Origin of the sequence: Streptomyces sp. A 4/2, from assembly GCF_940670765.1 — a bacterium.
In the GTDB taxonomy this organism is placed as follows: Bacteria; Actinomycetota; Actinomycetes; order Streptomycetales; family Streptomycetaceae; genus Streptomyces.
The window spans coordinates 389,822-412,417 of the sequence record NZ_CALNVW010000002.1 but is presented as its reverse complement, the minus strand read 5'-3'; the positions used below and the strand labels follow the sequence as shown (position 1 = coordinate 412,417).

Annotated in this window: 18 protein-coding genes; 11 read left to right on the top strand and 7 right to left on the bottom strand. The window is 71.9% G+C overall.

Annotated elements, in window-relative coordinates; all coding sequences use genetic code 11:
• Positions 1-72: 72 nt before the first annotated feature.
• Positions 73-204: a divalent cation tolerance protein CutA gene (gene cutA, locus NBY69_RS02495; RefSeq protein ID WP_374211190.1), complete on the bottom strand. Its 132-nt coding sequence runs from the start codon at positions 202-204 to the stop codon at positions 73-75.
• A gap of 392 nt (positions 205-596) precedes the next feature.
• Between cutA and NBY69_RS02485 the strand changes: the two genes are divergently transcribed.
• Positions 597-812, top strand: coding sequence for a hypothetical protein (locus NBY69_RS02485; protein WP_250297917.1), 216 nt, complete (start codon positions 597-599; stop codon positions 810-812).
• 132 nt (positions 813-944) lie between these two features.
• Here NBY69_RS02485 and NBY69_RS02480 read toward each other — a convergent pair whose 3' ends face one another.
• Together NBY69_RS02480 and NBY69_RS02475 are read right to left on the bottom strand one after the other, a co-directional pair.
• Positions 945-1,727, bottom strand: coding sequence for a S1 RNA-binding domain-containing protein (locus NBY69_RS02480; RefSeq protein WP_250297916.1), 783 nt, complete (start codon positions 1,725-1,727; stop codon positions 945-947).
• 212 nt (positions 1,728-1,939) lie between these two features.
• Entirely contained in the window at positions 1,940-2,839 is a 900-nt protein-coding gene (locus NBY69_RS02475; RefSeq protein ID WP_250297915.1) for an aminoglycoside phosphotransferase family protein, read from the bottom strand.
• Between the two features lie 149 nt (positions 2,840-2,988).
• Between NBY69_RS02475 and NBY69_RS02470 the strand changes: the two genes are divergently transcribed.
• Together NBY69_RS02470 and NBY69_RS02465 are read left to right on the top strand one after the other, a co-directional pair.
• A complete protein-coding gene (locus tag NBY69_RS02470) occupies positions 2,989-3,198 on the top strand; it encodes a helix-turn-helix domain-containing protein (RefSeq protein WP_250297914.1) in 210 nt (69 codons plus the stop codon).
• Positions 3,198-3,746, top strand: a complete 549-nt coding sequence (locus tag NBY69_RS02465) for a Clp protease N-terminal domain-containing protein (protein ID WP_250297913.1) — start codon at positions 3,198-3,200, stop codon at positions 3,744-3,746. The genes NBY69_RS02470 and NBY69_RS02465 overlap by 1 nt, the downstream gene beginning before the upstream one ends.
• A gap of 210 nt (positions 3,747-3,956) precedes the next feature.
• Here the strand turns inward: NBY69_RS02465 and NBY69_RS02460 are convergent, their stop codons facing one another.
• The gene (locus NBY69_RS02460) at positions 3,957-5,024 is read right to left on the bottom strand and encodes a PadR family transcriptional regulator (RefSeq protein WP_250297912.1); all 1,068 of its coding nucleotides are present in this window, start codon (positions 5,022-5,024) and stop codon (positions 3,957-3,959) included.
• A gap of 1 nt (position 5,025) precedes the next feature.
• Positions 5,026-5,877, bottom strand: coding sequence for a DUF4097 family beta strand repeat-containing protein (locus NBY69_RS02455; RefSeq protein WP_250297911.1), 852 nt, complete (start codon positions 5,875-5,877; stop codon positions 5,026-5,028).
• A gap of 123 nt (positions 5,878-6,000) precedes the next feature.
• Here NBY69_RS02455 and NBY69_RS02450 point away from each other — a divergent pair, with 123 nt between their 5' ends.
• Positions 6,001-6,807: a hypothetical protein gene (locus NBY69_RS02450; RefSeq protein WP_250297910.1), complete on the top strand. Its 807-nt coding sequence runs from the start codon at positions 6,001-6,003 to the stop codon at positions 6,805-6,807.
• A 114-nt stretch (positions 6,808-6,921) separates the two neighbouring features.
• Here the strand turns inward: NBY69_RS02450 and NBY69_RS02445 are convergent, their stop codons facing one another.
• The gene (locus NBY69_RS02445; RefSeq protein WP_175515220.1) at positions 6,922-7,116 is read right to left on the bottom strand and encodes a DUF6104 family protein; all 195 of its coding nucleotides are present in this window, start codon (positions 7,114-7,116) and stop codon (positions 6,922-6,924) included.
• 200 nt (positions 7,117-7,316) lie between these two features.
• Here NBY69_RS02445 and NBY69_RS02440 point away from each other — a divergent pair, with 200 nt between their 5' ends.
• From NBY69_RS02440 to fxsT, 7 genes are all read left to right on the top strand, one after another.
• Positions 7,317-7,736 (top strand): CU044_2847 family protein, encoded by a 420-nt coding sequence (locus NBY69_RS02440; protein WP_250297909.1) that lies wholly within the window; start codon positions 7,317-7,319, stop codon positions 7,734-7,736.
• Entirely contained in the window at positions 7,729-9,732 is a 2,004-nt protein-coding gene (locus NBY69_RS02435; protein ID WP_250297908.1) for a trypsin-like peptidase domain-containing protein, read from the top strand. Before NBY69_RS02440 ends, NBY69_RS02435 begins: the two co-directional genes overlap by 8 nt.
• Before the next feature lie 106 nt (positions 9,733-9,838).
• The gene (locus NBY69_RS02430) at positions 9,839-10,885 is read left to right on the top strand and encodes a MoxR family ATPase (RefSeq protein WP_250297907.1); all 1,047 of its coding nucleotides are present in this window, start codon (positions 9,839-9,841) and stop codon (positions 10,883-10,885) included.
• 6 nt (positions 10,886-10,891) lie between these two features.
• Positions 10,892-14,116 carry an SAV_2336 N-terminal domain-related protein gene (locus NBY69_RS02425; protein ID WP_250297906.1) on the top strand — a complete coding sequence of 1,075 codons (3,225 nt, stop codon included), beginning with the start codon at positions 10,892-10,894 and terminating at the stop codon, positions 14,114-14,116.
• Positions 14,113-14,262, top strand: a complete 150-nt coding sequence (locus tag NBY69_RS02420; RefSeq protein WP_250297905.1) for a hypothetical protein — start codon at positions 14,113-14,115, stop codon at positions 14,260-14,262. Before NBY69_RS02425 ends, NBY69_RS02420 begins: the two co-directional genes overlap by 4 nt.
• Positions 14,259-15,530 carry a radical SAM protein gene (locus NBY69_RS02415; protein WP_250297904.1) on the top strand — a complete coding sequence of 424 codons (1,272 nt, stop codon included), beginning with the start codon at positions 14,259-14,261 and terminating at the stop codon, positions 15,528-15,530. Before NBY69_RS02420 ends, NBY69_RS02415 begins: the two co-directional genes overlap by 4 nt.
• A gap of 97 nt (positions 15,531-15,627) precedes the next feature.
• A complete protein-coding gene (fxsT, locus tag NBY69_RS02410; protein WP_250297903.1) occupies positions 15,628-18,591 on the top strand; it encodes an FxSxx-COOH system tetratricopeptide repeat protein in 2,964 nt (987 codons plus the stop codon).
• Positions 18,592-18,684: 93 nt separating this feature from the next.
• On the opposite strand, the gene NBY69_RS02405 is transcribed toward fxsT, so the two are convergent.
• Positions 18,685-22,545, bottom strand: a complete 3,861-nt coding sequence (locus NBY69_RS02405; protein WP_250297902.1) for a multifunctional oxoglutarate decarboxylase/oxoglutarate dehydrogenase thiamine pyrophosphate-binding subunit/dihydrolipoyllysine-residue succinyltransferase subunit — start codon at positions 22,543-22,545, stop codon at positions 18,685-18,687.
• Positions 22,546-22,596 lie beyond the last annotated feature (51 nt).

The window sequence follows — 22,596 nt, the reverse complement described above, 5'->3', positions numbered from 1 at the left end:
GGGGGCGGACCGGCTTGTTCTCGGTGAGTGGGGAGCGAGTGGCCCTTGCGGGGCTGTGCCCCATGGCGCCGATCACCGCCTGGCTGCCTCGCTGCGAGAAAGGGCGCAGGCCGCCAGTCGGCGCTCAACCGCGCTGCGGGCCAGTGCCTTTGCCTGGTTCTCGTTGTCGATGGTGGTCTGCGCGATCACAATCTCGCTTGTCATCCAACGCCTCTCCTGGCCGATGCACCGACCCTGCCCAGAGGCGCATAAGTCCTCGAAGATCGCCTGCTCTGCGATAACTGCTCCTCGCGTTCGTGTCCGATCGCCCTGTCGTTCGTTGCGAAGCCATGGTGGTGATGACCGTATGAAGGGCGATCGGCATCCGAAGCCGGATGTTGAAGCGGCGTTGCGGCGGGCGGAGAAGGCTGGCCTGAAGGTCAGGCGCGACCAGAATGGGCACCGGTGGGGATACGTACTCTGCTGTCCGTGCTCTGCCAGTACCAAGGTGTGGAGCACACCTGCGAATGCAGGCACGGAGGGCAAGAAGATCAATGAATTCACCAGTCGGCACAGCAACTGTGCGTGAGTGGCCGTTCGTTCTGTATCCCCAGGAGGTGCCGACGCAAGAGCAGTCCGACCGTTTCGACCATGCGGAGGCCCTTGCCGGTGGCCAGGTCGGCTGGGAGGAGGACCGGCGCGGCGTTCGGTTCCCGTGCGTGGTGCCCGCGTCTCATCTGGAGGAGGCCGTGGCATGGGCCGTTGAGCGGCTCGAGGAGTTGGGGTTGCCGATCGCGCGGATCGAGATGCCGCCGTTCGACCGGGACCAGTGAAAGTCCATGGAGCGCTGGTAGGGAGGAGCAGCTGGGCAGGCCCTTGCTGTCGCGGTCGAACGCGATCCCGCGGGCCGCACCGCGCGCCGTCAGCGGGATGACGGCCTGCCCTCGTCCTGGCGCCGGAGGCGGCTACGTTCCCCGGCCTTCAGCGGCGCACAGCCGCACGCGGTGACGCCGAAGGTCGACCTCGGCGATCTCGACCGTGATCAGTTCGCCTTCGCCGACAACGTGGGCAGGCGTCTCCACCGGCTCATTGGTGAGTTCTGAGAGGTGAAGGAAACCCTCGACGTCTGGAGCAAGTTCCACGAACACACCGAAGGAAACGATCTTGGTGATCGGCCCCGTGACGAGTCGGCCGACGTGATCGGCAAGCCGAACGAGCGGGTCCTCCTGCAGGGCCTTCAGTGACAGCGTGACCTGTCCTGAGCGTGTCTCAGGCATGATCACCTCGGCGGTGATCCGTTGGCCTGTCCCGACGGCCTCCGAGGGGTGGTCGATCCGGGACCAGGTCAGCTCCGGCAGGCGGATGAAGCCGGTGCACAACCCGTCAGGCTCACCATCGACGTGTACGAAGACCCCGAAGTTGTGGACCCCTGCAACAGTCCCGGTGACTACCTGGCCCCCTTCGATCGAGAGCAGAAAGGAGCGCAAGGCCGGGATCTCGCATGCCCTGGCGGAGAGAAGGAGCTGGCCCCCGCCCCAACGCCCGATCTCTTCGGCGTCGATCTCCTGGCCCACCTGGAAGATCGCTGACGGGTGTTCCACTCGGCGCAGCGACACCTCGTGCGAGGGGATCCGTCCGATCTCGGAGTTCGCCCCTTCGGGGGCCGTGAGGCTCACCAGGACATCCGCTCCGTCGAACCCGACGACTTCCACCGTCCTCACGGGGCCTGGCTGAAGCTGGTCGGCCAAGGCACGAAGGCGAGGGTCAGGGGATGGCTCGGACATGGCCCAGAGCCTAGTTCCCGGGTCGACTTGGAGGTCCGGTTCTCGCTCTGGCGACCCGCGTCCGGCCATCGCGTCCCGGCCCACGATGAGCTGGTCCCCTTCCCTCGTACTGGACCGGGTCGTTCACGATGCGCAGGCCCTGGGGCCGTCCGGGAGGACTGGGAACTCTCAACGCCTCACCGTGATACCCGGCCCTCTTCCAGTACCGCGTCCAAGGCTCGGCGGCCGATTCCGGCCATCAGCGGGTTGTCGGCGGAGTGGGTCAGGAAGACCAGGGCCAGGGCCAGCGCCCACCCCCGTGCCCGCGCCCAAGTGCCGTCGTCGGCACGTCCGTACACCCGCCGGAACTCCGCGCGCTGCGGCGTGGGCAGCAGCATCCAGGCCACGGCCAGGTCGGTGGCGGGGTCCCCCGCAGTGACGTCGCCGAAGTCGATCACGGCCCCGACCCGGCCGCGGTCGACCAGGATGTTCGCGGGGTGCAGGTCGCCGTGCAGCCACACCGGGGGGCCGCCCCACGCGGGCGTGGCGGTGGCGCTCTCCCATACGCGCATCGCGGTGGCTCGTTCCGACGGGTCGTCCAGGTGCGGCAGTTGGGACATCACTCCGGCTGTACGGCCGGCGAGCGGGATCCCGCGCGAAGGGTTGGTGGGGGCATCCGCCGGTGCCGGCAGGTGCAGGGCCGCCAGGAATTCACCCAGAGCGACTGCCGCTGCCCCCGGATCGGCCGGCTGCGTACGGGCCGCGACTTCCCCGGGCAGGAACGGCACTACGCTCCAGGCCCACGGATATCCGCGGCCCGGCACCCCGATGTGTACCGGTGCGGGAACGGGAAGCGGCAGGTGCCCGGCCAGGTCCGGCAGCCAGCGCTGTTCGTTCAGGGCGAGTCCGGCGGACGCCGCGCGCCGGGGGAGGCGCACCAGGTAGGCGTCGCCGAGCCGGCAGACCGTGTTGTCCCAGCCGTTGGCCAGCACCTCGATGTCGTGCCCGGCGAGATCGGGGTGCTGGTCGGCCAGCAGCTGACGCACGAGTCGCGGGGAGATCTGCACCTCGGCGGTCGGCATGCTGTTGACGTTCACCGCGCAATCCTAGAGGCGGCTCGGAGCCCGCCTCGGAAGCACTTCGGAAGACCGTGCCGACCTGTGCGTGGCGACGGGGCAGCCCTGTGTTCCTACGCGCCGTGTCAACGATGGTTGACAGATTCCCGGTGTCAACCTATGTTGACACCATGACCGATGCAACGGATCTCGCCGAGCGGGCGAGCGACAGTGATCCGAGGGTCGGGCTGCGGGCGGTGGCCGCGCTGCGGCGGCTGCTGGAGCGGCTCGAATCCGTTCAGGTGCGCAGCGCCCGCAATCAGGGCTGGTCGTGGCAGGAGATTGCCACCGAGCTGGGTGTCAGCAGGCAGGCGGTCCACAAGAAGCACGGGAGGCAGTGATGTTCGAACGCTTCACGCAGGGCGCCCGGGACGTGGTCACCGGTGCGGTGGGGTACGCGGACGGCGCGGGCGAGTCCGCCATCACCGAGGAGCACCTGCTGATGGCGCTGCTCGACGCGCGCGGCACGAAGGGGTCCTTCGTGCTGACGTCCCTCGGCGCCGCGGGGTGGCGTGACGAGCTGTCGGGCGCACTGGCGGAGACCCGGCGGCGGGGTGGGGTGTCGCAGGCCGATCTGGAGGCGCTGGCCGGGCTCGGTGTCGATGTGGACGCGATCGTCGCACGTGTCGAAGAGGCTCACGGCGAGGGCGCGTTGGCGGCCGGGGCCACTCGGACCAGGCCGTTGCGCCGCCCGCTCGAACCCGGGGCGCGCGAGGTGCTGCGGTCGGCCCTGCGGATCGCGGCGGGGCGCGGGGACCGGCGGCTCGGTGACGAGCACCTGCTACTGGCGCTGACGGGGCGGCGCGGGGCGGTCGCGGAGGCGCTGGCCGGGTGCGGGGTGTCGTACGGGGCGGTGGAGCGGGTGCTGGGGGAGGTGCCCTCGGGGTGAGCGGCCCCTCCCGACTGCGGGGTGAGCGGTCCCTCCCGGCGCCGAGGGGTGGCCGTCACGGGGTGAGCGGTCCCTCCCGGCGCCAGGGGGTGACCTCAAGCGCCGGCCGGGCTTGAACCGGCCTCCGCGTGAGTGCCCCGTCAGGGTGGTGCGGTGCTTGGTGTCGCGGTGGCCTCAAGCGCCGGCCGGGCTCGATTTCGGCGGGTCGCCCTACTTCTCCGGGGCTCGCAGGGTCGCCCCGATGCGGGCCGCCGCCGACGACAAGTGCCTTCGTGCGTCCCGTAGTTGATCGTCCGTCACTCCGTGATCGCGCGCCGCGTCCCGGATGTCGTCGCGGAAGCGGTCCAGCAGCCTGTCCAGGTCGCGGGCCGGATTTCCGGAAGGCTCCTCGTGGGCCCACTCGGGCTCGGGCGGCGTCGCGGCGTCCTCCTTGCCGAGGTCCACGCGCTCGACGGTGACGTCCGACGGCTCGTCCGCGGGGCCCGTACCCGCTTCGGCGCCCCGCCCGAAACGGCTCATCTCCCTGGTGAACTCGGCGAGCCCCTCGCGGACCCCGGCGGGCCAGTCGCCCCGCGCGAAGTGCTCCTGCACCTGCTGGGCGACCCGCTGCATCTGGTCGCGCGCCTTCTCCTGGGCCTCCGTGGCCTGGCGCCGTGCCTGCTGGGCGTCCTCGCGGGCGCGCCGGGACTCGTCCTTCGCCCGGCGTGCCTGGTCCTTCCAGTCCTGCTTGGCGCGCTTGAACTCCTCCTTGGCCTGGCGCCAGCCGTCCTTGTCGCCCCAGGTGCCGTCGAAGAAGTCGGACGCCTCGGGGAAGCCGGGGAACGCCTTACCGGGCCGGGCTCCGGCTCCGCCACCGGCTCCGGCCTTCGCGCCGCCCTTGCCGGACGTCCCGCGCGCCTCCTGCGCGGCCTGCCGGATCTCCCGCCGCAGATCGCTCGCCGAGCCGCTGACGTCGGCGCGGATCTCCGCGGCGAGTTCGGCGACCGACTCGCGGATCTCCAGCTCCAGGTCGGCCAGTTCACCGCTGCGGCCCGCCAGTTCGGCGCGGCCGGCGTCGGTGATCGAGTACACCTTCCGGCCGCCCTCCGAGGCATGGGTCACCAGGCCCTCGGCCTCCAGCTTGGCGAGCCGCGGGTACACGGTGCCCGCGCTCGGTGCGTACAGCCCCTGGAACCGTTCCTCCAGCAGCCGGATCACCTCGTAGCCGTGGCGCGGCGCCTCGTCCAGCAGTTTCAGCAGGTAGAGGCGGAGTCGGCCGTGGGCGAAGACGGGGGCCATGTCAGAGCACCTTCTCGTTGACGTCGTCCGGGGCGGGCTTGCGCAGCAGTGCGATGGCACCGGAAACCGTGGTCGCCCTGAGTCTGCCGGTTCCCCGGCCCAGAGTGCCGGTGATCTTCTTGGCGCCCCACTGGCCGCTCACCCGCAGGTCTTCGAAGGCGCTCGACACGGCGCCACTGGTGGTGTTCGCGTCGACCTGCGCGTCCGTCGGGTGGGTCAGCCGGACGGCGACCTCGCCCGAGACCGTGTTGAGGCTGATGTCCGTCGGCCTGCCGGTCGTGTCGAGGTCGATGACCATGTCCCCGCTGACCGAGTCCGCCCGTACGGAGGAACCCGTCCCCTCGACCACCGTGAGGTCCCCCGAGACCGAGTGGAAACGCAGCTCGCCGCTGACGGACTGGGCTTCGAGGTTCCCCGAGACGGTCTCGGCCCGGACAGCGCCGGAGAGGCCGACGAGGGTGGTGTCGCCGGTGACGCCCCGGATTTCCGTACGCCCCTGGATCCCGGAGACCACGGCGCCCGCGCCGACCACGCCCACCTCCACCTTCGCCGTCGACGGGACGGTGAGCGAGACGACGGCGCTGCGGTGCCAGCCTCTGCGGTCGAGCCACTTGAGGAAGTTCTTCCAGGGCAGGTCCTCGTAGGCCACGGTCAGCGTGCCGTTCTCCTGCGTCACGATCAGCGGCGGGCCGTCGATCTCGGACACTTCGAGGCGGGCACCGCCCTGCTCGTTCAGTACGGCCTCGTCGGTGCCCACCACGTTGACCGTTCCACTGACGATGCGCACGTTCAGTGCCGTCACGGGACTGTCGAAGGTGAGCTTCTGCGGCTCTGCCACTGACCTCTCGGACATGGAACTGACCTCCCGGGTCGGCTACGACGCAACATATCGCGTCTTCTGCTAGACACGATATATCGCGGATTCTCGAAGTCAAGCGCGCGGGTGGAACGTGTGGATCTGTCCTAGCGTGGGGCCATGTCAGAGAACGCCACAGGTGCCCTGCTGCTCTGCCGCGCCGACCCCGCCGCCGTACGTCCCGCGGCTCATCTGCTGCGCGAGCGCCTGCTCCTCGCCCCCGCGGGCGAGGTGTGGAGCGTGCTCGTCCCCGAGGGGAAGCCCTGGCTGCACGGGCAGGAACCCGTCGACCGGGTGGCCGGTGGCTGGGCCACCGCACTGGCGGTCGCCTCCAGCTGGCCGGTGCTCGCCCTGTGGTGGGACGGCGACCGGGCGGGCTTCACCCTGGCGTCCGGGTTCCGGCGGCCCGTCGGATACGTATGGCTCACGGACGGCACGCCGGGGGGTGAGAGCGACGCGATGCGCACGTTCGGCGCACGGCTCGGGCTCGACCCCGTACTGGACCTCCAGGCGCTGACCGAACTGACTCTCCCGGACGCGGTGGCGGACTCCCGCTCCCGACTGCTCGGTCTGACGGCGGTCCTGGGCCGGGCCGGGCTGGTGCTGCCCACCGGGCTCACCCCCGGCGACCCGGTGGACCGGCTGCGTTCGGTGGCCCGGATCCACCCGGCCACCGAGCCGATCGAGTCGTCGGGCTGGCGCGACGCCGTACGGGCCGAACTGGATGTCTTCGAGGAGAGTTCCCTCGGCCCCTGGCTCCGCGGCCCGAGGGCCCGCGCGCTCGGTGCCGCCCAGCTCGCGGCGGGTGTCCCGCTGGCGCTGTGGGGCCTCGGCCGCCGCAGCGGCGGCTGGACGGCGGCGGCTGCGCTGCTGCTCGCGCACGGCGCGCTGGGCCTCGCGTACGACCGGATGCGGGCCCGCGGCTGACACGGGGCGAAGCCCCGGATACGGGCCTGCGGCTGACACCGGCCGAAGCCTTGGATGTGGGCCTGCGGTCGGTACCGGCCGGGGAAGAACCGGCCGGTCCAGGGCTACGCGTCGCTACGCGTCCTCGTCGTCCTCGTCGTCCTCGTCGTCCAGCCGGGCCAGCCAGGTCGCCAGCCGCTCGACCGGCACCTCGAAGTCGGGGTTGAGGTCGACGAACGTACGCAGCTGCTCGGCCAGCCACTCGAAGGTGACTTCCTCCTCGCCGCGCCGCTTCTCCAGTTCCTCGATGCCGCGGTCGGTGAAGTACATGGGGTGCTCCTGATGGGGTGCCGGGTGTCCTGTGTCCAGATTATGTGCAGTCGCGCGGGCCGGTTCGCGGCGGGTCGCGGGGTCGCCTGCAACCGTACGGACCATTAACCTCGTCGTGATCCAAGTGGCCCGGTCCAAGGGCGACTTGAACGGTGATACGGGTACACGGGGATGCGGGTACACCGGGATACGGGGGAGCTGTGGCAGCCGAGGTGCAGGAGATCGTGCTTCCGGGAGGTGCGGTCGTGCACGCCCGTCTGACGCCGTCCGGCGCGCACGACGACGGGTACGAGGACGTCGGGGTCGCGGAGATCCTGCAGAACCGGGTGGACGACCTCCAGCGGGTGATCGGCGGAGTCGGTGACTCGGTGCTGGCCGCGGCGCGGGCCGCCCGGCCCGACGAGGCCACCGTCACCTTCGGCCTGGAGTTCAGCGTCAAGGAGGGCAAGGTCATCTCGGTCCTCGCGGGGGCGGAGGCGAAGGCGTCGCTCCAGGTCTCCCTCACCTGGAAGCTGGCCGAGCAGAGCACTGCGAACCCGACTGGTACGGCCCCGAGCGGCGTGACCCCGGGCGGTACGACCCGGAACGGCCAGCCCCCGGCGGATCCCGCCGATGAGTGACCCCGATCATGTGGTGAGCTCTCTCGCCGCGGCGGCGACCGTCCAGCTGCTGCCCGTGGGCGGCGAGAGCAAGGACTTCTGGGGCAGCGGCTTCTTCGTCGCGCCCGGCTGGGTGGTGACCTGCGCCCATGTGGTCCGCAGTCACCTGCCCGCAGGCCCCGGCGGGCAGCTGGATGTCCGCGGTGACGGCTTCAACGACGGGATCTCCGTCCACGCGGAGCTCGCGGACTGGCGGCTCATGGAGCGGGAGGGGCGGGTGATCCCCGTCGAGCGGGACCTCGCGCTGGTCCGGCTGCTCGACCCGGACATCGAGCACGAATGCGTCTGGTTCACCGACCGTGCCACCCGGGTGATGCGCACCGTCCTGGTCCACGGCTACCGGCCGGGCGACCCGGACGGGACCGGGACCAGGGCCGTCTCCTTCCAGGCCAAGGGCGAGATCAACGTGCACGACGGCGGCTACGGACTGGTGATCGCCCCCGGAGCCGAGTACCCCAAGGGCGTCTCCGGAGGGCCACTGGTCGATCCGCTCACCAACGAGGTCGTCGGGGTGATCAAGTCCCGCCGGAAGGACCGGGAGGGCGGGCTCGCCATCGCCGCCGCCGCGCTGCGCGGCTTCGGCGGCCTCTACCAGCAGGTGATGGCCGGACACGACAGCTGGCACGCGGCCCGGAAGGGGCACCAGACCTGGATCTCCCGGCAGTGGTCGTCCGGCGAGAGCACCGGGCGGCGGGACACCGGGACCGGCTTCGGGCCCGGGAGCTGGACCCCGCGGGACCGGCGCAAGGCGCTGGGCCTGCTCGCCGAGCTGCCCGCCCCCGCCACCGGCGCCCCCATCGCCGCCGTCGCCCACAAGGCCGCCCGCAACGAACTGGCCCCGGCCAAGAACGCGCTGCTGAGCTGGCGCGACGGCTACGGCCTGCTCTACGACGGCGACGAGCCGCTCGGCGCCCTGGTCTTCCTGCGCTACCTCCAGCTCGTGGCCCGGTACGTGCACGCGTACGGCGGCAAGTCGGGACAGCTGTCCGAGTGGATCACCGACAGGCTGGAGGAGGTGGCCCACCCGTTCCAGCACGAACTGGTCACCGAGGTGCGGCTGCCCGAGCAGCTGTGGCCCGACGCCGGACAGCCGGGCCGCACCGTCCTGCCGTACCCGGGCCCCGGCGAAGGGCCGGTCATCACCGTCGTCATGGACCCGCTGCACGACGACGCCTCCCTCGTCGACTGGACGATCCACCTCTTCACCGGGGACGGCGGCAGCGAACAGATCGGCGCCTACGAGGAGGCGGCGCCGGGAGTCGACGCCGCCTGGCACAACCACCAGTCACTCCGGCGCACGCTCCACGAGGTGCTGCACGCCCACGACCCCGATCCGGACCACCCGCTGCCCGTGGAGATCGCCCTGCCGCTCGGCGGCTTCGACACCCCGGTGCACCGCTGGCAGCTCGAAGACGCCGCCCGTCTGAACAAGCTCGCGCACCTCGGCGCCCAGCGCCGCCTCGTGCTGCGCGACCTCGGGCGCCGCGGCCGGTGGAGCGAGGAGGCCGAACGGGACATCCGCTGGCAGGCCGTGGCCGGGGCGGAGCGCCTGACGGTGGCCCGGATCCCGGAACCCGGCACCACCCAACGAGCCGCATACTACGAGGGGTTGACCCCCGGCGCGGTGCCGGTGCTCTGCCGCCCCGCGAGCCGGGGGGTGGGGGCCACCGCGATGGAACTGACACTGCGGGCCGGTCACGGCATCGCCCTCTGGGACATCGACGGGCACACCGGACGCGGCTGCGAAGAACGCTGCACCGAACTGCGCGGCCGGGTGCAGGGGCTCCTCGACCGTACGGACCGGGCCTGCGAACTCCCGGACCGGATACGTCATCTGAGGGAGGACATCGACCCCCGGAGGCCGGAGACCCACTGGCCCGAATCGCTGGTGCTGCTGTACGACGATCCCGGGCGCTCGCTGCCCGCCGACGACGAGGAAACCCTGGACTCGCCATGAAGACCTGCCGAATCAAGACCTGCCAATGGCCGGAAAATGAAGTTGATTGCCCGCCGGGCGGGTACATATTCCGGAACGCCTGTCGCCGATGAGGAGCGAACCACCGATGAGCGATTGGTTCATCTACCGCGGCACAGGGGCCCCCGATCCGACCCGTATCGACCGGCGGCCGGAGCCGCCGCCGTGGCGGGCCTTCGACGCCCCGCCCGTCCCGTACGCCGTACCGCCGGCCGACTCCGCGACGCAGCGGCGGCTGGGCCACCGGGTCGTGCCGCTCGCCGTACCGGGCAGTGAGGCGCTGCGGCTCATCAACGCCGCGCTCTACCTGCGCCGTCCGCTGCTGATCACGGGCGAGCCCGGCTCGGGCAAGAGCACGCTCGCCCACGACCTCGCGTTCGAACTCGGGCTCGGCCGGGTCCTCCAGTGGCCGGTCGTCAGCCGTACCGAACTCCGCGACGGCCTCTACTCCTACGACGCGATCGGCCGCCTCCAGGACGCCCAGCTGTCCCGCATCGCCCGGCCGGAAAGCCTCGGAGGCCACGAAGGCCGGGAAAGCGGGGACGGAAGCGCTGCCGGGACCGGAGACATCGGCCGCTACCTCCGGCTCGGCCCGCTCGGCACCGCGCTGCTCGCCGCCGACCGGCCCCGCGTGCTGCTCATCGACGAGCTGGACAAGAGCGACATCGACCTCCCCAACGACCTGCTCAACGTGCTGGAGGAGGGCGAGTTCACCCTGCCCGAGCTGGAGCGGGTCGCCGACCGCCCCGGGCAGGAGACCGTCCAGGTGCTGACCGACGACGGGCTGCGCGTGCCGGTCACCGGCGGCCGGGTGCGCTGCCGGGCCTTTCCCGTCGTCGTCATGACCAGCAACCGCGAACGGGACTTCCCCGCACCGCTGCTGCGCCGCTGTATCCACCTCGACCTGGAGGCACCCCGGGACGAGCGGCTCGCCGCCATGGTGCAGGCACACTTCGGCGCCGGGGCGTACGACGAACACATCGCCCTGGTCGACCAGTTCGTCAGAACCGAGGCGGACGGCGGGGTGCGCCCCACCGACCAGTTGCTCAACGCGATCTATCTCGTCCGGCAGACCACCGGCCAGGAGTCCGTCGCCGACCTCCTGATGCGCCCTCTCGACAACGGGCCCAGGTGAGCAGTGGTGTCCGCGGGGGGAGACGAGAACGGCCGGACCGCACGGCTCGGCGCACTGATCGCCGGGCTGCGGGCAACCGGTCTCGACTGCGACGCCCGTGAACTCGCCGACGCCCTCTGGCTCGCGGCCCGCACCGGCCGACCCGCCCCCGTGGAGCAGCCCCGGCCACCGGAGCCCGCGCGGAAGACCCCGGTCCGCGGACCGGACCCTGTCGTCCCCGGTCCCCTGGAGGCGCGGTACGCCGATGCGCCGCCGCCCACGCTGCTGACCATGCCGGACCCGGAGGGCGCGCCCGCCACCCTGGAGACCACGCCGGTCCTGGCGCCCGCCGCGCCCGCGCTGCCCGACCCGCAGTCCCTCCAGCGGGCGTTGCGCCCGCTGCGCCGCTACCGGTCGCCGGGCCGCCCGCCCCGGCGGCAGCTGGACGAGGAGGCCACCGCGGGCCGGGCCGCCGACACCGGCCTGATCATCCCGGTGCTGCGCGCGGCCCGGCGGCAGAAGGCCCGGCTGCTGCTCCTGATGGACGTGTCCACCTCCACCGTCGCCTGGCAGACCGCTCTGGAGGAGCTGAACGTGACCTGCGCCGGCGCGGGGGTGTTCCAGGACGTCCAGGTCCGCTACCTGCACCAGGGCCCCGACGGCAGCACCGGCTACGCGGCAGGACCCGACCCCGGCGGCCCGCTGCGCGCCGCCGCCCAGCTCGGCGACCCCACCGGGCGCCGGATCATCCTGCTGCTCTCGGACTGCGCGGGCCCCATGTGGCGCTCCGGCGCCATCCAGCGCCTGCTCTACCGCTGGTCGGCGTCCACCCCGGTGGCGGTCGTCCAGCCGCTGCCGCAGCGGTTGTGGCGCCGGACCCATCTGCCCGCGTACGGCGGGGTGCTGAAGCGGCACGAAGGGCCGCTCGGGCGGCTGGAGTTCAGCAGCGGACCGGCTGCCGCCACGGCCCGTGCGGGGCGCCCGGTACCGGTGCTCGCGCTGCGGCGAAACTCGGTGGAGGGCTGGGCCCGGCTGGCGTCGGGCGCGACGGGCCATTCCCTGCTGACGGCGGCCGGCTGGGTGCGCCGTGACCACAGCCCCTCCGCGGCGCCGGTACGCGCGGCGGCCCGGCTCAGCGGCGAGGAACGGGTCAGGGCCTTCCGGCGCACCGCCTCGCCGCACGCCCAGCGGCTGGCCGAATATCTGACGGCGGTACCCCTGGTCCTGCCGGTGATGCGGCTCGTGCAGCACACCATGCTGGCGGGCACCGGCCCCGAAGCGCTGGCCGAGGTCCTGCTCGGCGGGATCGTCCGCCGGGCCGAACGGGCCGACATCGAGCTGTCGGACGAGCCGTACTACGAATTCTTCGACGGGGTACGGGTGGAGCTCGCGGCCCGCCTGGACCGGGGCGAGGAGCGCCTGGTGCTGCGGCACAGTTCGCGCTACGTCGAGCGGCGCTTCGGCCGCAGCGCCCGCAACTTCCCCGCGGTGGCCGCCGCCGCCCTCGGCGAGGGCGCGGCCCTGCCGGTCGGCGGCGGGCAGATCCCGGTGGGACTGCGGGTCTTCGCGGAGGTCGCCGCCGACACCGTGCGGCGCCGCAGCGCCGGGATCCGGTCGCCGTTGCTCGACGCCCACGCCGGCGTGGACCAACTGGCAGGACAGGCAACGGAGTTGCTGAGCCAGTACACATCGGGCGGCGACGGGCGCAAGCTGGACGCCGCGATCGAGCTGCTGGCCGAGGCCGTGCACGGCGAGGGACGCCCGGACCGGCTGCGGGGGCTGCGGGAGGAACAGGCGACGGCGTACCTGGCCCGCTGGCAGCTGCGCCGGATGGACGAGGACCTCAGCAGCGCGTGGCAGGCCGTGGAGTTCTCCGATGCGCTGGCGCTCCCCACGGTGCTGTACGCGATGGCACTCGCCGCCGCCGAAGGCACCCTGGACCCCGCACTGGCACGGGAGGTACTGGGCGAGGACCCGGAGCGGGTCCCGGAGCAGGGCCCCCGGGACTTCGACGCCCGGACGGCGGAGAGAGCGCTGCTGTCCCTGGCGGGCCGTCACCTCCAGCGGCTCACCGAACAGGGCCCGCAGCGGGACCGGTCGTCAGTCGCCCGGCTCTACATCGAGGTGCTGCGCCGCCTCTCCCGTACCCCGACGGCCGTGGAGACCGGCCTGCTGCGGGAGGCCGCGGTGGTCGCCGAACGGCTGGCCGCGGCGGAGCCCGGCGTCGAGACCTGGCTGCTGCACGGCACCCTGGAGCTGGACCTCGCCCGGCACGTCGAGGGCGACGACGCGGTGCGCGACCACGCCGAACGGGCCCGCCAGGTCCTACAGCGAGCGGAGCTGGCGGCCCACGACCGGGCCCAACTCGTCGACATCCTGCTGAAGACCGCCGGAGCACTGGAACTCGCCGAGCTGACCGCGGGGACAGGACCGCAGGCGCAGCGGGAAGGAGACGGTGTGCCGCGGCGGACCGTGCTCGACGCGCTGACCGCGGCCCTGTGGGCGGCCGACGACGACGCCACCCGGTACGACTGCCACCGCCGCCTCGGCGACCGGTACTGGCGGAGCTTCACGGACACCGGGCAGCCGGGGCATCTGGACGGCGCCATCGAGAACTGGCGGGACGCCCTGACCGTCGGGCGCCCGGCGGAACCGGCCACCCTGCTCACCCGCCTCGGCAGAGCCCTGTTGCAGCGGGCCGAACGGGACGGCGCGGCGGCCGACTTCGACGACGCGGTACGCCGGCTCCGCGAGGCCGCCGACGAGACGCCCGACGGCGACGCGGAACTGCCGGCCCGACGGATGCTGCTCGGCTCGGCGTACGGGGCGCGCTATGCCAGGTCGGGGCGGCTCGCCGACCTCTACGAAGCGGAATGGGCCTACGGAGCGGCGGCCCGCGGCGCCACCGATCCGCTCGTCGCCTCCCGCGCCTGGCGGCACCGGGGGGACATCGCCGCCGAGCTCGCCCGGCACACCGGGACCGCCGACCACCTCCAGCAGGCCGCCAACCACTACGCGCACGCCGCCGAGGTGGACGACGTGCCGCTGGCCGGTGCGGCGCGGCTGGCGCGGGCCTCGGTACTGGAGGAACTCGCCGGTCCCGTGGAGGCACTCCGCGAGTACGAGACCGCCCTCCATGTGATGGACGCGGCCGAGCCGTCGGAGATCGCGGGCGACACTGCCGCCCGGGAGCTCTGGGTCAGGGCCCGGGACGCCGTCGACCGGCTGTGGGCCGAGGTGGGCGATCAGTGACCGGGGACACCGACACCGAGGCGCCACTGCCCTCGCTGACCGTTCCACCGGACTGCGCCCATCCGGTGCTGGCCGCCGTACTCGCCGAGATCGCGGGCCGCGACCCGCACGAGCCGCTGATCGCCTACTACGAGGACGCGCCATGACCGGATGTGCCACGACCGGCGCCGTCCGGGACCGCGGCGCCGGCCACCGGGCCGTGCCCTTCCGGCAGTTCGTCCTCAAGGTGCACAGCCGGTGCAACCTCGCCTGCACGTACTGCTACATCTACCGCGGCCAGGACAGCAGTTGGCGCGAGCGCCCGCAGCGCGCCGCCGACGCCACCGTGCGGCGGACCGCCGACCGCATCGGCGAACACGTCCGCACGCACGGCCTGAAGCACATCCGGATCGAACTGCACGGCGGTGAGCCCCTGCTCGCGGGCCCCGGACCGGTCGTCGCGTACGCCGACGCGGTACGGAACGCGGTGCCCGCCGACTGCGAGGTCACCGCCACCGTCCAGACGAACGGCACCCTGCTCACCGCGGACGTCCTGAACACGCTGGCCGCCGCCCGGATCCGCGTCGGTCTCTCCCTGGACGGCGGCACCGCCGCACAGAACGCCCGCCGCGCCGACCACGCGGGCCGCCCCTCCTGGCCCGCCGCGCACCGGGCGGCCCGGCTGCTCGCCGCGTGCCCGCACCCCGGCACGTACGCCGGGATCCTCTGCACCATCGATGTCACGGCCGACCCGGTGGCCGTCTACGACAGTCTGCGCGCGCTGCGGCCCCCGGGGCTCGATCTGCTGCTGCCGCACGGCAATTGGTCGGCGCCGCCACCGGGCAAGCAGACGCCGGGTACGCAGGCGCAGGGAAGGCAGACGCCGGGCGCGCAGACGCCGGGAAGGCAGGCGCCGGGGAAGCAGGCCGCCGTCCCAGGTCGGCACCGGCCGGGGCCGACCCCGTACGGCGACTGGCTCGCCACCGCCTTCGACCGCTGGTGGGACGGCGGCCCCGGCCAGCCGCGCATCCGGCTCTTCCACACGATCATCGCCCTGCTGCTCGGCGAACCCGCCGCCGCCGAGGCCGTCGGGCTCGCCCCGCTGGCGGTCGTCGTCATCGACACCGACGGGGCGATCGAACAGGTCGACGCGCTCAAGTCCGCCTACGAGGGCGCCCCCGCGACCGGTCTCGACGTCTTCAGCCACCCCCTCGACGCGGCCCTCGACCACCCGGGCATCGTGGCCCGGCAACTCGGCGCGGGCGCGCTGGCCGCGGACTGTCTGAGCTGTCCGGTGCTCCGGGTCTGCGGTGGCGGGAATTACATCCACCGGTACGCCGACGGGAGCGGGTTCCGTCATCCCAGTGTCTACTGTCCCGATCTGGAACGACTCATCCGGCATATCGGCCACCGGCTGAGACATGTCGTCACGTGACGTATCGTGGCGCCAACTGGCCGTCAACACGGCGACTTCGGACCACACTTGAGTGGGACGTGTCGCGGCAGTGACGCAATCGGCTGAGAGGACGGCGATGGCGGAGCACATTCCCCACGTCACGGTGGTCTTCGCAGGGCAGAGCGAGCCCTGGGCCAACTGGATCGTGGGACAGATCAACGCAGCGGGCTGCGCCGCCGCCCCGGTGCGCTGGAGCCCCGCCCGGCAGGGCCCGTCGCAGGACGCGCTCACCGGGCTGCTGGAAGCCCCCGGCCGGATACTGCTCGTCATCGACGACTGGTTCGAGAAGTTCGCCGAGGTGCGGTACGAGGCCTGGGGCGACGCGCTCCGTCAGGTGCACGGCCGCCACCCCGACCGCATCGCCGCGGTCAGTGTCACGACCCGGCCGCTGCCCGACGCCCTGATCGCCCTGGGCCCGGTGGCGCTGCGCGGACTCCGCGCCGAGGCCGCCCGGCGGCGGGTCCTGGAGGCGGCGGGCATCACCGCGGTCGCCCCGCAGGCCGTCAGCCTGGACCGCCCGCCGCGCTTCCCCGACAACCCGCCGCGCGTGCAGAACGTGCCGCGCCGCAACCGCCGCTTCACCGGCCGGGGCGAAATCCTCGACCGGGTGCACGACCACCTCGCCGCGAGCCGGACCGAGGGCGGCGTCCTCGCCCTGTGCGGACCCGGCGGCATCGGCAAGACCCAGATCGCGCTGGAGTACGTCCACCGGTTCAAGGGCGAGTACGACATCGTCTGGTGGGTGGACGCGACCGGCCGGGGCACCGCCCGCGAACAGTTCGGCGCACTCGCCGACGCCCTCGGGGTCCCCACCGGCGCCAACCTCGACCGGTCCATCGCGGCAGCCGTCGAACGGCTCCGCGCCACCGCCGACAGCTGGCTGATCGTGCTCGACGGTGCGGGAGATCCGGCCAAAGTGCAGGCACTGCTGCCGGACGGTCCCGGCCATGTCCTGGTCACCACCAGCCAACAGGAATGGTCCGCCGAGGCCGAACTGGTCCAGGTGAACCGCTTTGAGCGCGAGGAGTCGATCACCTTCGCGGGCCGCCGCTCCGGGCGGCTGTCCGAGTCCGAGGCCGGGCTGCTCGCCGAAGCCGTGGAGGATCTGCCGCTGCTGCTCGACCAGACCGCGGCCTGGCTCGGCATCAACCCGACCGTCGATGTCCTGGAGTACATCCGGGAGTTGAAGAAGGGCGACCCCGACCGCTTCGGCCTGCTGGCGTCCAAGGAATACCCCGAGTCCTTCCAGGTCGCCTGGGCCAAGACCCTGAACAGCCTGCACGACCAGGACGTCGGCGCGTGGAAGCTGCTCAACCTGCTCGCCTGCTTCTCCCCGGGCGTCGTGCCCGTACGGCTGCTGCAGGCGGCCCGCGCGGCCGACCTGCCCAAGCCGCTGGACCGCGTCGTCCCGGAACCCAGCAGCTGGAACTCGGCACTGCGCCGGCTCTCCGAAGTCACCTCCATGCGGCTGGAGTACGACTCGTCGCCCCGGATGGACGCCGTCACCGTCGGTACCCTGCGGATGCACCGGCTCTTCCACTCCTTCGTACGGCACACCCAGGGCCCCGACGAGCGCGCGGAGCTGTCGGCAGCGGCCCTGCGGGTCCTGGTGTCCGCCGACCCGCGCGACCCCACGTCGTCCCGCAACTGGGCCCGGTACGCCGAACTGATCCCGCACCTGCGGATATCCGGCGCCCTGGAATCCGCCGACGAGGACGTCCGCACCCTCGTCCTCAACTGCATCGAGTACCTGCGGATGCGCGGCGAGTACGAGGACGGGCGTTCCCTCAGCCACGAGGCGATAGCGCACTGGCAGCCGGTCTCCGGACCCACCAGCAGGTCCGTCCTGGTCGCCGTCCACCAGAAGGCCAACATGCTGCGCAGGCTGGGGCGTTACACCGAAGCCGAGTCGGTGGGACGCGCGGTGCTCGACCGCCTCGCCGACAACGGGGACGCCGAGCCGATCGAGGTGATCCGGGCCAGGGACGGCCTCGGCGGCACGCTGATGGCACTCGGCCGCTACGACGAGGCCCGCGCCCTCCTCGAACAGGCCGCGGCCGAGGCCACCACGGCACTGGGCAGCGCCTGGGTGCCGCGCACCCTCTCCGTACGGAACAACCTCGCCGAGGTGATGGGGCTCCAGGGGCACTACGAGGAGTCCCTGCACCTGCACCGGGAGATCCTGGCAGCCCGGGTCGAGCTCCTCGGCGGACGCAATCCGCTCACCCTGCACTCCGCGCTGCGCACCGCCTGGACGCTCCGGCTGCTCGGCCGCTACCGGGAGGCCCTGGAGATCCAGGAGCACAACTCGCTGCTGCACGGGCAGGAGTTGGACCGCAACCACGGCCAGACCCTCAACGCGGACCACAACCTCGCCCTGTGCCTGCGCCGCGAGGGCAAGCTCCTCCAGGCCAGGCAGCTGATGCTCAGCGTCCGCAAACGCCGGACGGCCCGCCGGGGCCGCCGCCACCCGGACACCCTGCGGGCGGGCGCGGACTACGCGATGCTGCTGCGCGAGACCGGTGACATCCGCGCGGCCTACGACCTCGCCGACGACACCGCCGCGCTGTACGCGGTGCAGCTGGGGGAGGACCACCCCTACGCGGTGGGCACCCGGGCCAATCTGGTGCTGCTGCTCAGCGACGCGGGCGAGCACGAGGGGGCCGGTGCGCTCGCCGAGCAGACCCTCCAGCGCATGACCGAGGCCGTGGGCGCCGACCACCCGTGGACCCTGGGCGTCGCCTTCAACACCGCGACGGCCAGGCACCGGATCGGGGACGACGAGGGCGCCGTACGGCTCGGTGAGGACCTGCTCCGGCGGTCCACCCGCACGCTCGGCGCCCAGCACCCGCTGACCAGCACGATCGCGGCGGCGCTGGCCCAGGATCTGCGGGCCACCGGCGACGAGGCGCGCGCCGACGCGCTCCAGGCGGACGCGCTGGTGCGGATCACCGCGCTGCTGGGCCGCGACCACCAGCACGTACGGAGCATCCGGCACGGGATGCAGCGCTACTGGGACTTCGAGCCCCAGCTGCTCTGACCACGCGGGGCGGCTGCCCCGGAGCAGGAAACGCCGGAGGGCCCGGCCGCATCATCTGCGGCCGGGCCCTCCGTACTGCGCTGTCCCTGCTGACTACGCCTCGAAGACCTCGGCGACCAGCTGGGCCTGCTCCGCCTGGTGGCGCTTGGCGGAGCCGACCGCGGGGGACGAGCCGTGCGGTCGCGAGATGCGACGCAGGCGCTCACCGTGCGGGACGTCGGCGCCGACCGCCAGGTCCAGGTGGTCGATCAGGTTGAGCGCGATGAACGGCCACGCACCCTGGTTCGCCGGCTCCTCCTGCGCCCAGAGGTACTTCTCGGCGTTCGGGAACTTGGCGATCTCCGCCTGGAGTTCGGCACCCGGCAGCGGGTACAGGCGCTCCAGCCGGATGATCGCGGTGTCCGTGACGCCGCGCTTGGTGCGCTCGGCGTCCAGGTCGTAGTAGACCTTGCCGGCCGTGAAGACGACCTTGCGCACGGCGCTCGGGTCGACGCTGTCGTCCCCGATGACCGGACGGAAGCCGCCCGTGGTGAACTCCTCCGCCTTCGACGCCGCCGCCTTGAGGCGGAGCATCGACTTCGGGGTGAAGACGACCAGCGGCTTGTGGTGCGGGTTGTGCACCTGCCACCGCAGGAGGTGGAAGTAGTTCGACGGGAGCGTCGGCATGGCGACCGTCATGTTGTTCTGCGCGCACAGCTGGAGGAAGCGCTCCGGGCGGGCGGACGAGTGGTCCGGGCCCTGGCCCTCGTAGCCGTGCGGGAGGAGCAGGGTGACGCCGGACGTCTGGCCCCACTTCTGCTCGGCGGCCGAGATGTACTCGTCCACCACCGTCTGCGCGCCGTTGACGAAGTCACCGAACTGCGCTTCCCACATGACCAGCGACTCCGGGCGGGCCAGCGAGTAGCCGTACTCGAAGCCCATCACCGCGTACTCGCTGAGCAGCGAGTCGTAGACGTTGTAACGCGCCTGGTCGTCGGAGAGGTAGAGCAGCGGGGTGAAGTCCTCGCCGGTCTTGCGGTCGATGAGGACCGCGTGCCGCTGGCCGAAGGTGCCACGGCGCGAGTCCTGGCCGGAGAGCCGGACCGGCGTGCCCTCCAGGAGCAGCGAGCCGATGGCGAGGGTCTCGCCCATCGCCCAGTCGATCGTTCCGTCGTCGATCATCGCGGCCCGGCGCTGCACCTGCGGCAGCAGCCGCGGGTGCACGGTGATCCGGTCCGGGATGTTGACCTGGGACTCGGCGATCCGCTTCACGACCTCCTGGGAGATCGCGGTGTCCACGGCGACCGGGAACTCGGCCTGCGGGACGGGAACCGAGACCTCGGCGGGCTCGGAGGTGGCCTCGCGGACCTCCGCGAAGACCTTCTCCAGCTGGCCCTGGAAGTCCTGCAGCGCCTGCTCGGCCTCTTCCAGCGTGATGTCGCCGCGACCGATGAGGGACTCGGTGTAGAGCTTGCGCACCGAGCGCTTCTTGTCGATCAGGTCGTACATCAGCGGCTGCGTGAACGAGGGGTTGTCGGCCTCGTTGTGACCGCGGCGGCGGTAGCAGATGAGGTCGATGACGACGTCCTTGTTGAACGCCTGACGGAACTCGAAGGCGAGGCGCGCGACGCGCACCACGGCCTCCGGGTCGTCGCCGTTCACGTGGAAGATCGGCGCCTCGATCATGCGGGCCACGTCGGTGGCGTACATCGACGAGCGGGACGACTCCGGGGCGGCGGTGAAGCCGACCTGGTTGTTGATCACGATGTGCACGGTGCCGCCGGTGCGGTAGCCGCGCAGCTGCGACATGTTGAGCGTCTCGGCGACGACGCCCTGGCCCGCGAAGGCCGCGTCGCCGTGCAGCGCCACCGGCAGCACGGTGAAGTCCGTGCCGCCCTTGTTGATGATGTCCTGCTTGGCGCGCGCGATGCCCTCGACGACCGGGTCGACGGTCTCCAGGTGCGAGGGGTTGGCGGCCAGCGAGACCTTGATCTGCTCGCCGTCGAGCCCGGTGAAGGTGCCCTCGGAACCGAGGTGGTACTTCACGTCGCCGGAGCCGTGCATCGACTTCGGGTCGAGGTTGCCCTCGAACTCGCGGAAGATCTGCGCGTACGACTTGCCGACGATGTTGGCCAGCACGTTGAGACGGCCGCGGTGGGCCATCCCGATGACGACCTCGTCCAGGCGCGACTCGGCAGCCGAGTCGATGACCGCGTCGAGCAGCGGGATGACGGACTCGCCGCCTTCGAGCGAGAAGCGCTTCTGGCCGACGTACTTGGTCTGCAGGAAGGTCTCGAACGCCTCGGCGGAGTTCAGCCGGCGCAGGATGCGCAGCTGCTCCTCGCGCTCGGGCTTGGCGTGCGCGCCGCGCTCGATGCGGTCCTGGATCCACTTGCGCTGCTTCGGGTCCTGGATGTGCATGAACTCGACGCCCGTGGTGCGGCAGTACGAGTCGCGCAGCACACCGAGGATGTCGCGCAGCTTCATCATCGACTTGCCCGCGAACCCGCCGACGGCGAACTCCCGCTCCAGGTCCCAGAGCGTCAGGCCGTGCTCGATGATGTCGAGGTCGGGGTGCTTGCGCTGCTTGTACTCCAGCGGGTCGGTGTCGGCCATGACGTGGCCGCGGACCCGGTAGGCGTGGATCAGCTCGAAGACACGGGCGGCCTTCGTGACGTCGTTGTCGTGCGAGACGTCGATGTCCTTGAGCCAGCGGACCGGCTCGTACGGGATGCGCAGCGCCTCGAAGAGGTCGTCGTAGAAGCCGTTCTCGCCGAGCAGCAGGTTGGCGAGGATCCGCAGGAACTCACCGGAGGCGGCGCCCTGGATGACCCGGTGGTCGTACGTCGAGGTCAGCGTCATGACCTTCGAGATGCCCAGCTTGTTCAGGGTGTCCTGCGAGGTGCCCTGGAACTCGGCCGGGTAGTCCATCGCGCCGACGCCCATGATGAGGCCCTGTCCGGGCATCAGGCGGGGCACCGAGTGGACGGTGCCGATGCCGCCGGGGTTCGTCAGCGACGCGGTGACGCCGGTGAAGTCGTCCATCGTCAGCTTGTTCGCGCGGGCGCGGCGGACGATGTCCTCGTACGCCTGCCAGAACTCGAAGAAGTCGAGGGTCTCGGCCTTCTTGATCGCCGCGACGACGAGCTGGCGGTCACCGTTCGGCTTCACCAGGTCGATGGCGAGGCCGAGGTTCACGTGCGCCGGCTTGACCAGCGTCGGCTTGCCGTCCTTCACCGCGAAGGAGTGGTTCATCGACGGCATGGCCTTGAGGGCCTGCACCATCGCGAAGCCGATGAGGTGGGTGAAGGAGATCTTCCCGCCCCGCGCGCGCTTCAGGTGGTTGTTGATGACGATGCGGTTGTCGAACAGCAGCTTCACCGGGACGGCGCGGACGGACGTGGCCGTCGGCAGCTCCAGCGAGGCGTTCATGTTCTTCGCCACGGCGGCCGACGGGCCACGCAGCGTCACCAGCTCGGGGCCCGCGGGGGCCTCGACGGCCGGCTCGGCCTCGGCGGGAGCCTTCGCGGCTGCGGGCTTCGCCGCCGGGACGGCGGGCGCGGCAGCGGTGGCTGCGGGCTTCGCGACGACAGGCGCGGGCTGAGCGGCCGGAGCGGCCGGAGCCACGGGCTGTGCGGCGGGCGCCTGGACGGCGGCAGGGGCCGGTGCGGCGTTGGTGGCCGCAGCCCCCGCGGCTGCGCCACCCTGCGCGACGCTCTGGCCGTTCGCACTGGACTGATGGGGAGCGCTCGCGCTCACCGGCTCCGCACCCGCGGTGGGAGCACCGGCAGAGCCGGGCTTGTAGTCGGCGAAGAAGTCCCACCAGGCTCGGTCAACCGAATTCGGATCCTGGAGGTACTGCTGGTAGATCTCGTCGACAAGCCACTCATTGGGACCAAAAGCGTCAGCAGGGCTCTTACCCTGCCCCTCTTGGTCGGTCGAGATGCTCGAGTTACTGGGGGACTGAGACGACACGGCGGCAACCGCCCTCTTCCGCTTCACAAGGTGATGGACAGCGGAAATAAA

What these genes read in the sequence shown, in the direction of transcription:
- cutA (WP_374211190.1), bottom strand. Translation starts at nt 204, where the DNA reads ATGACAAGCGAGATTGTGATCGCGCAGACCACCATCGACAACGAGAAC.
- NBY69_RS02470 (WP_250297914.1), top strand. Translation starts at nt 2,989, where the DNA reads ATGACCGATGCAACGGATCTCGCCGAGCGGGCGAGCGACAGTGATCCG.
- NBY69_RS02465 (WP_250297913.1), top strand. Translation starts at nt 3,198, where the DNA reads ATGTTCGAACGCTTCACGCAGGGCGCCCGGGACGTGGTCACCGGTGCG.
- NBY69_RS02460 (WP_250297912.1), bottom strand. Translation starts at nt 5,024, where the DNA reads ATGGCCCCCGTCTTCGCCCACGGCCGACTCCGCCTCTACCTGCTGAAA.
- NBY69_RS02455 (WP_250297911.1), bottom strand. Translation starts at nt 5,877, where the DNA reads ATGTCCGAGAGGTCAGTGGCAGAGCCGCAGAAGCTCACCTTCGACAGT.
- NBY69_RS02450 (WP_250297910.1), top strand. Translation starts at nt 6,001, where the DNA reads ATGTCAGAGAACGCCACAGGTGCCCTGCTGCTCTGCCGCGCCGACCCC.
- NBY69_RS02445 (WP_175515220.1), bottom strand. Translation starts at nt 7,116, where the DNA reads ATGTACTTCACCGACCGCGGCATCGAGGAACTGGAGAAGCGGCGCGGC.
- NBY69_RS02435 (WP_250297908.1), top strand. Translation starts at nt 7,729, where the DNA reads ATGAGTGACCCCGATCATGTGGTGAGCTCTCTCGCCGCGGCGGCGACC.
- NBY69_RS02430 (WP_250297907.1), top strand. Translation starts at nt 9,839, where the DNA reads ATGAGCGATTGGTTCATCTACCGCGGCACAGGGGCCCCCGATCCGACC.
- NBY69_RS02415 (WP_250297904.1), top strand. Translation starts at nt 14,259, where the DNA reads ATGACCGGATGTGCCACGACCGGCGCCGTCCGGGACCGCGGCGCCGGC.
- fxsT (WP_250297903.1), top strand. Translation starts at nt 15,628, where the DNA reads ATGGCGGAGCACATTCCCCACGTCACGGTGGTCTTCGCAGGGCAGAGC.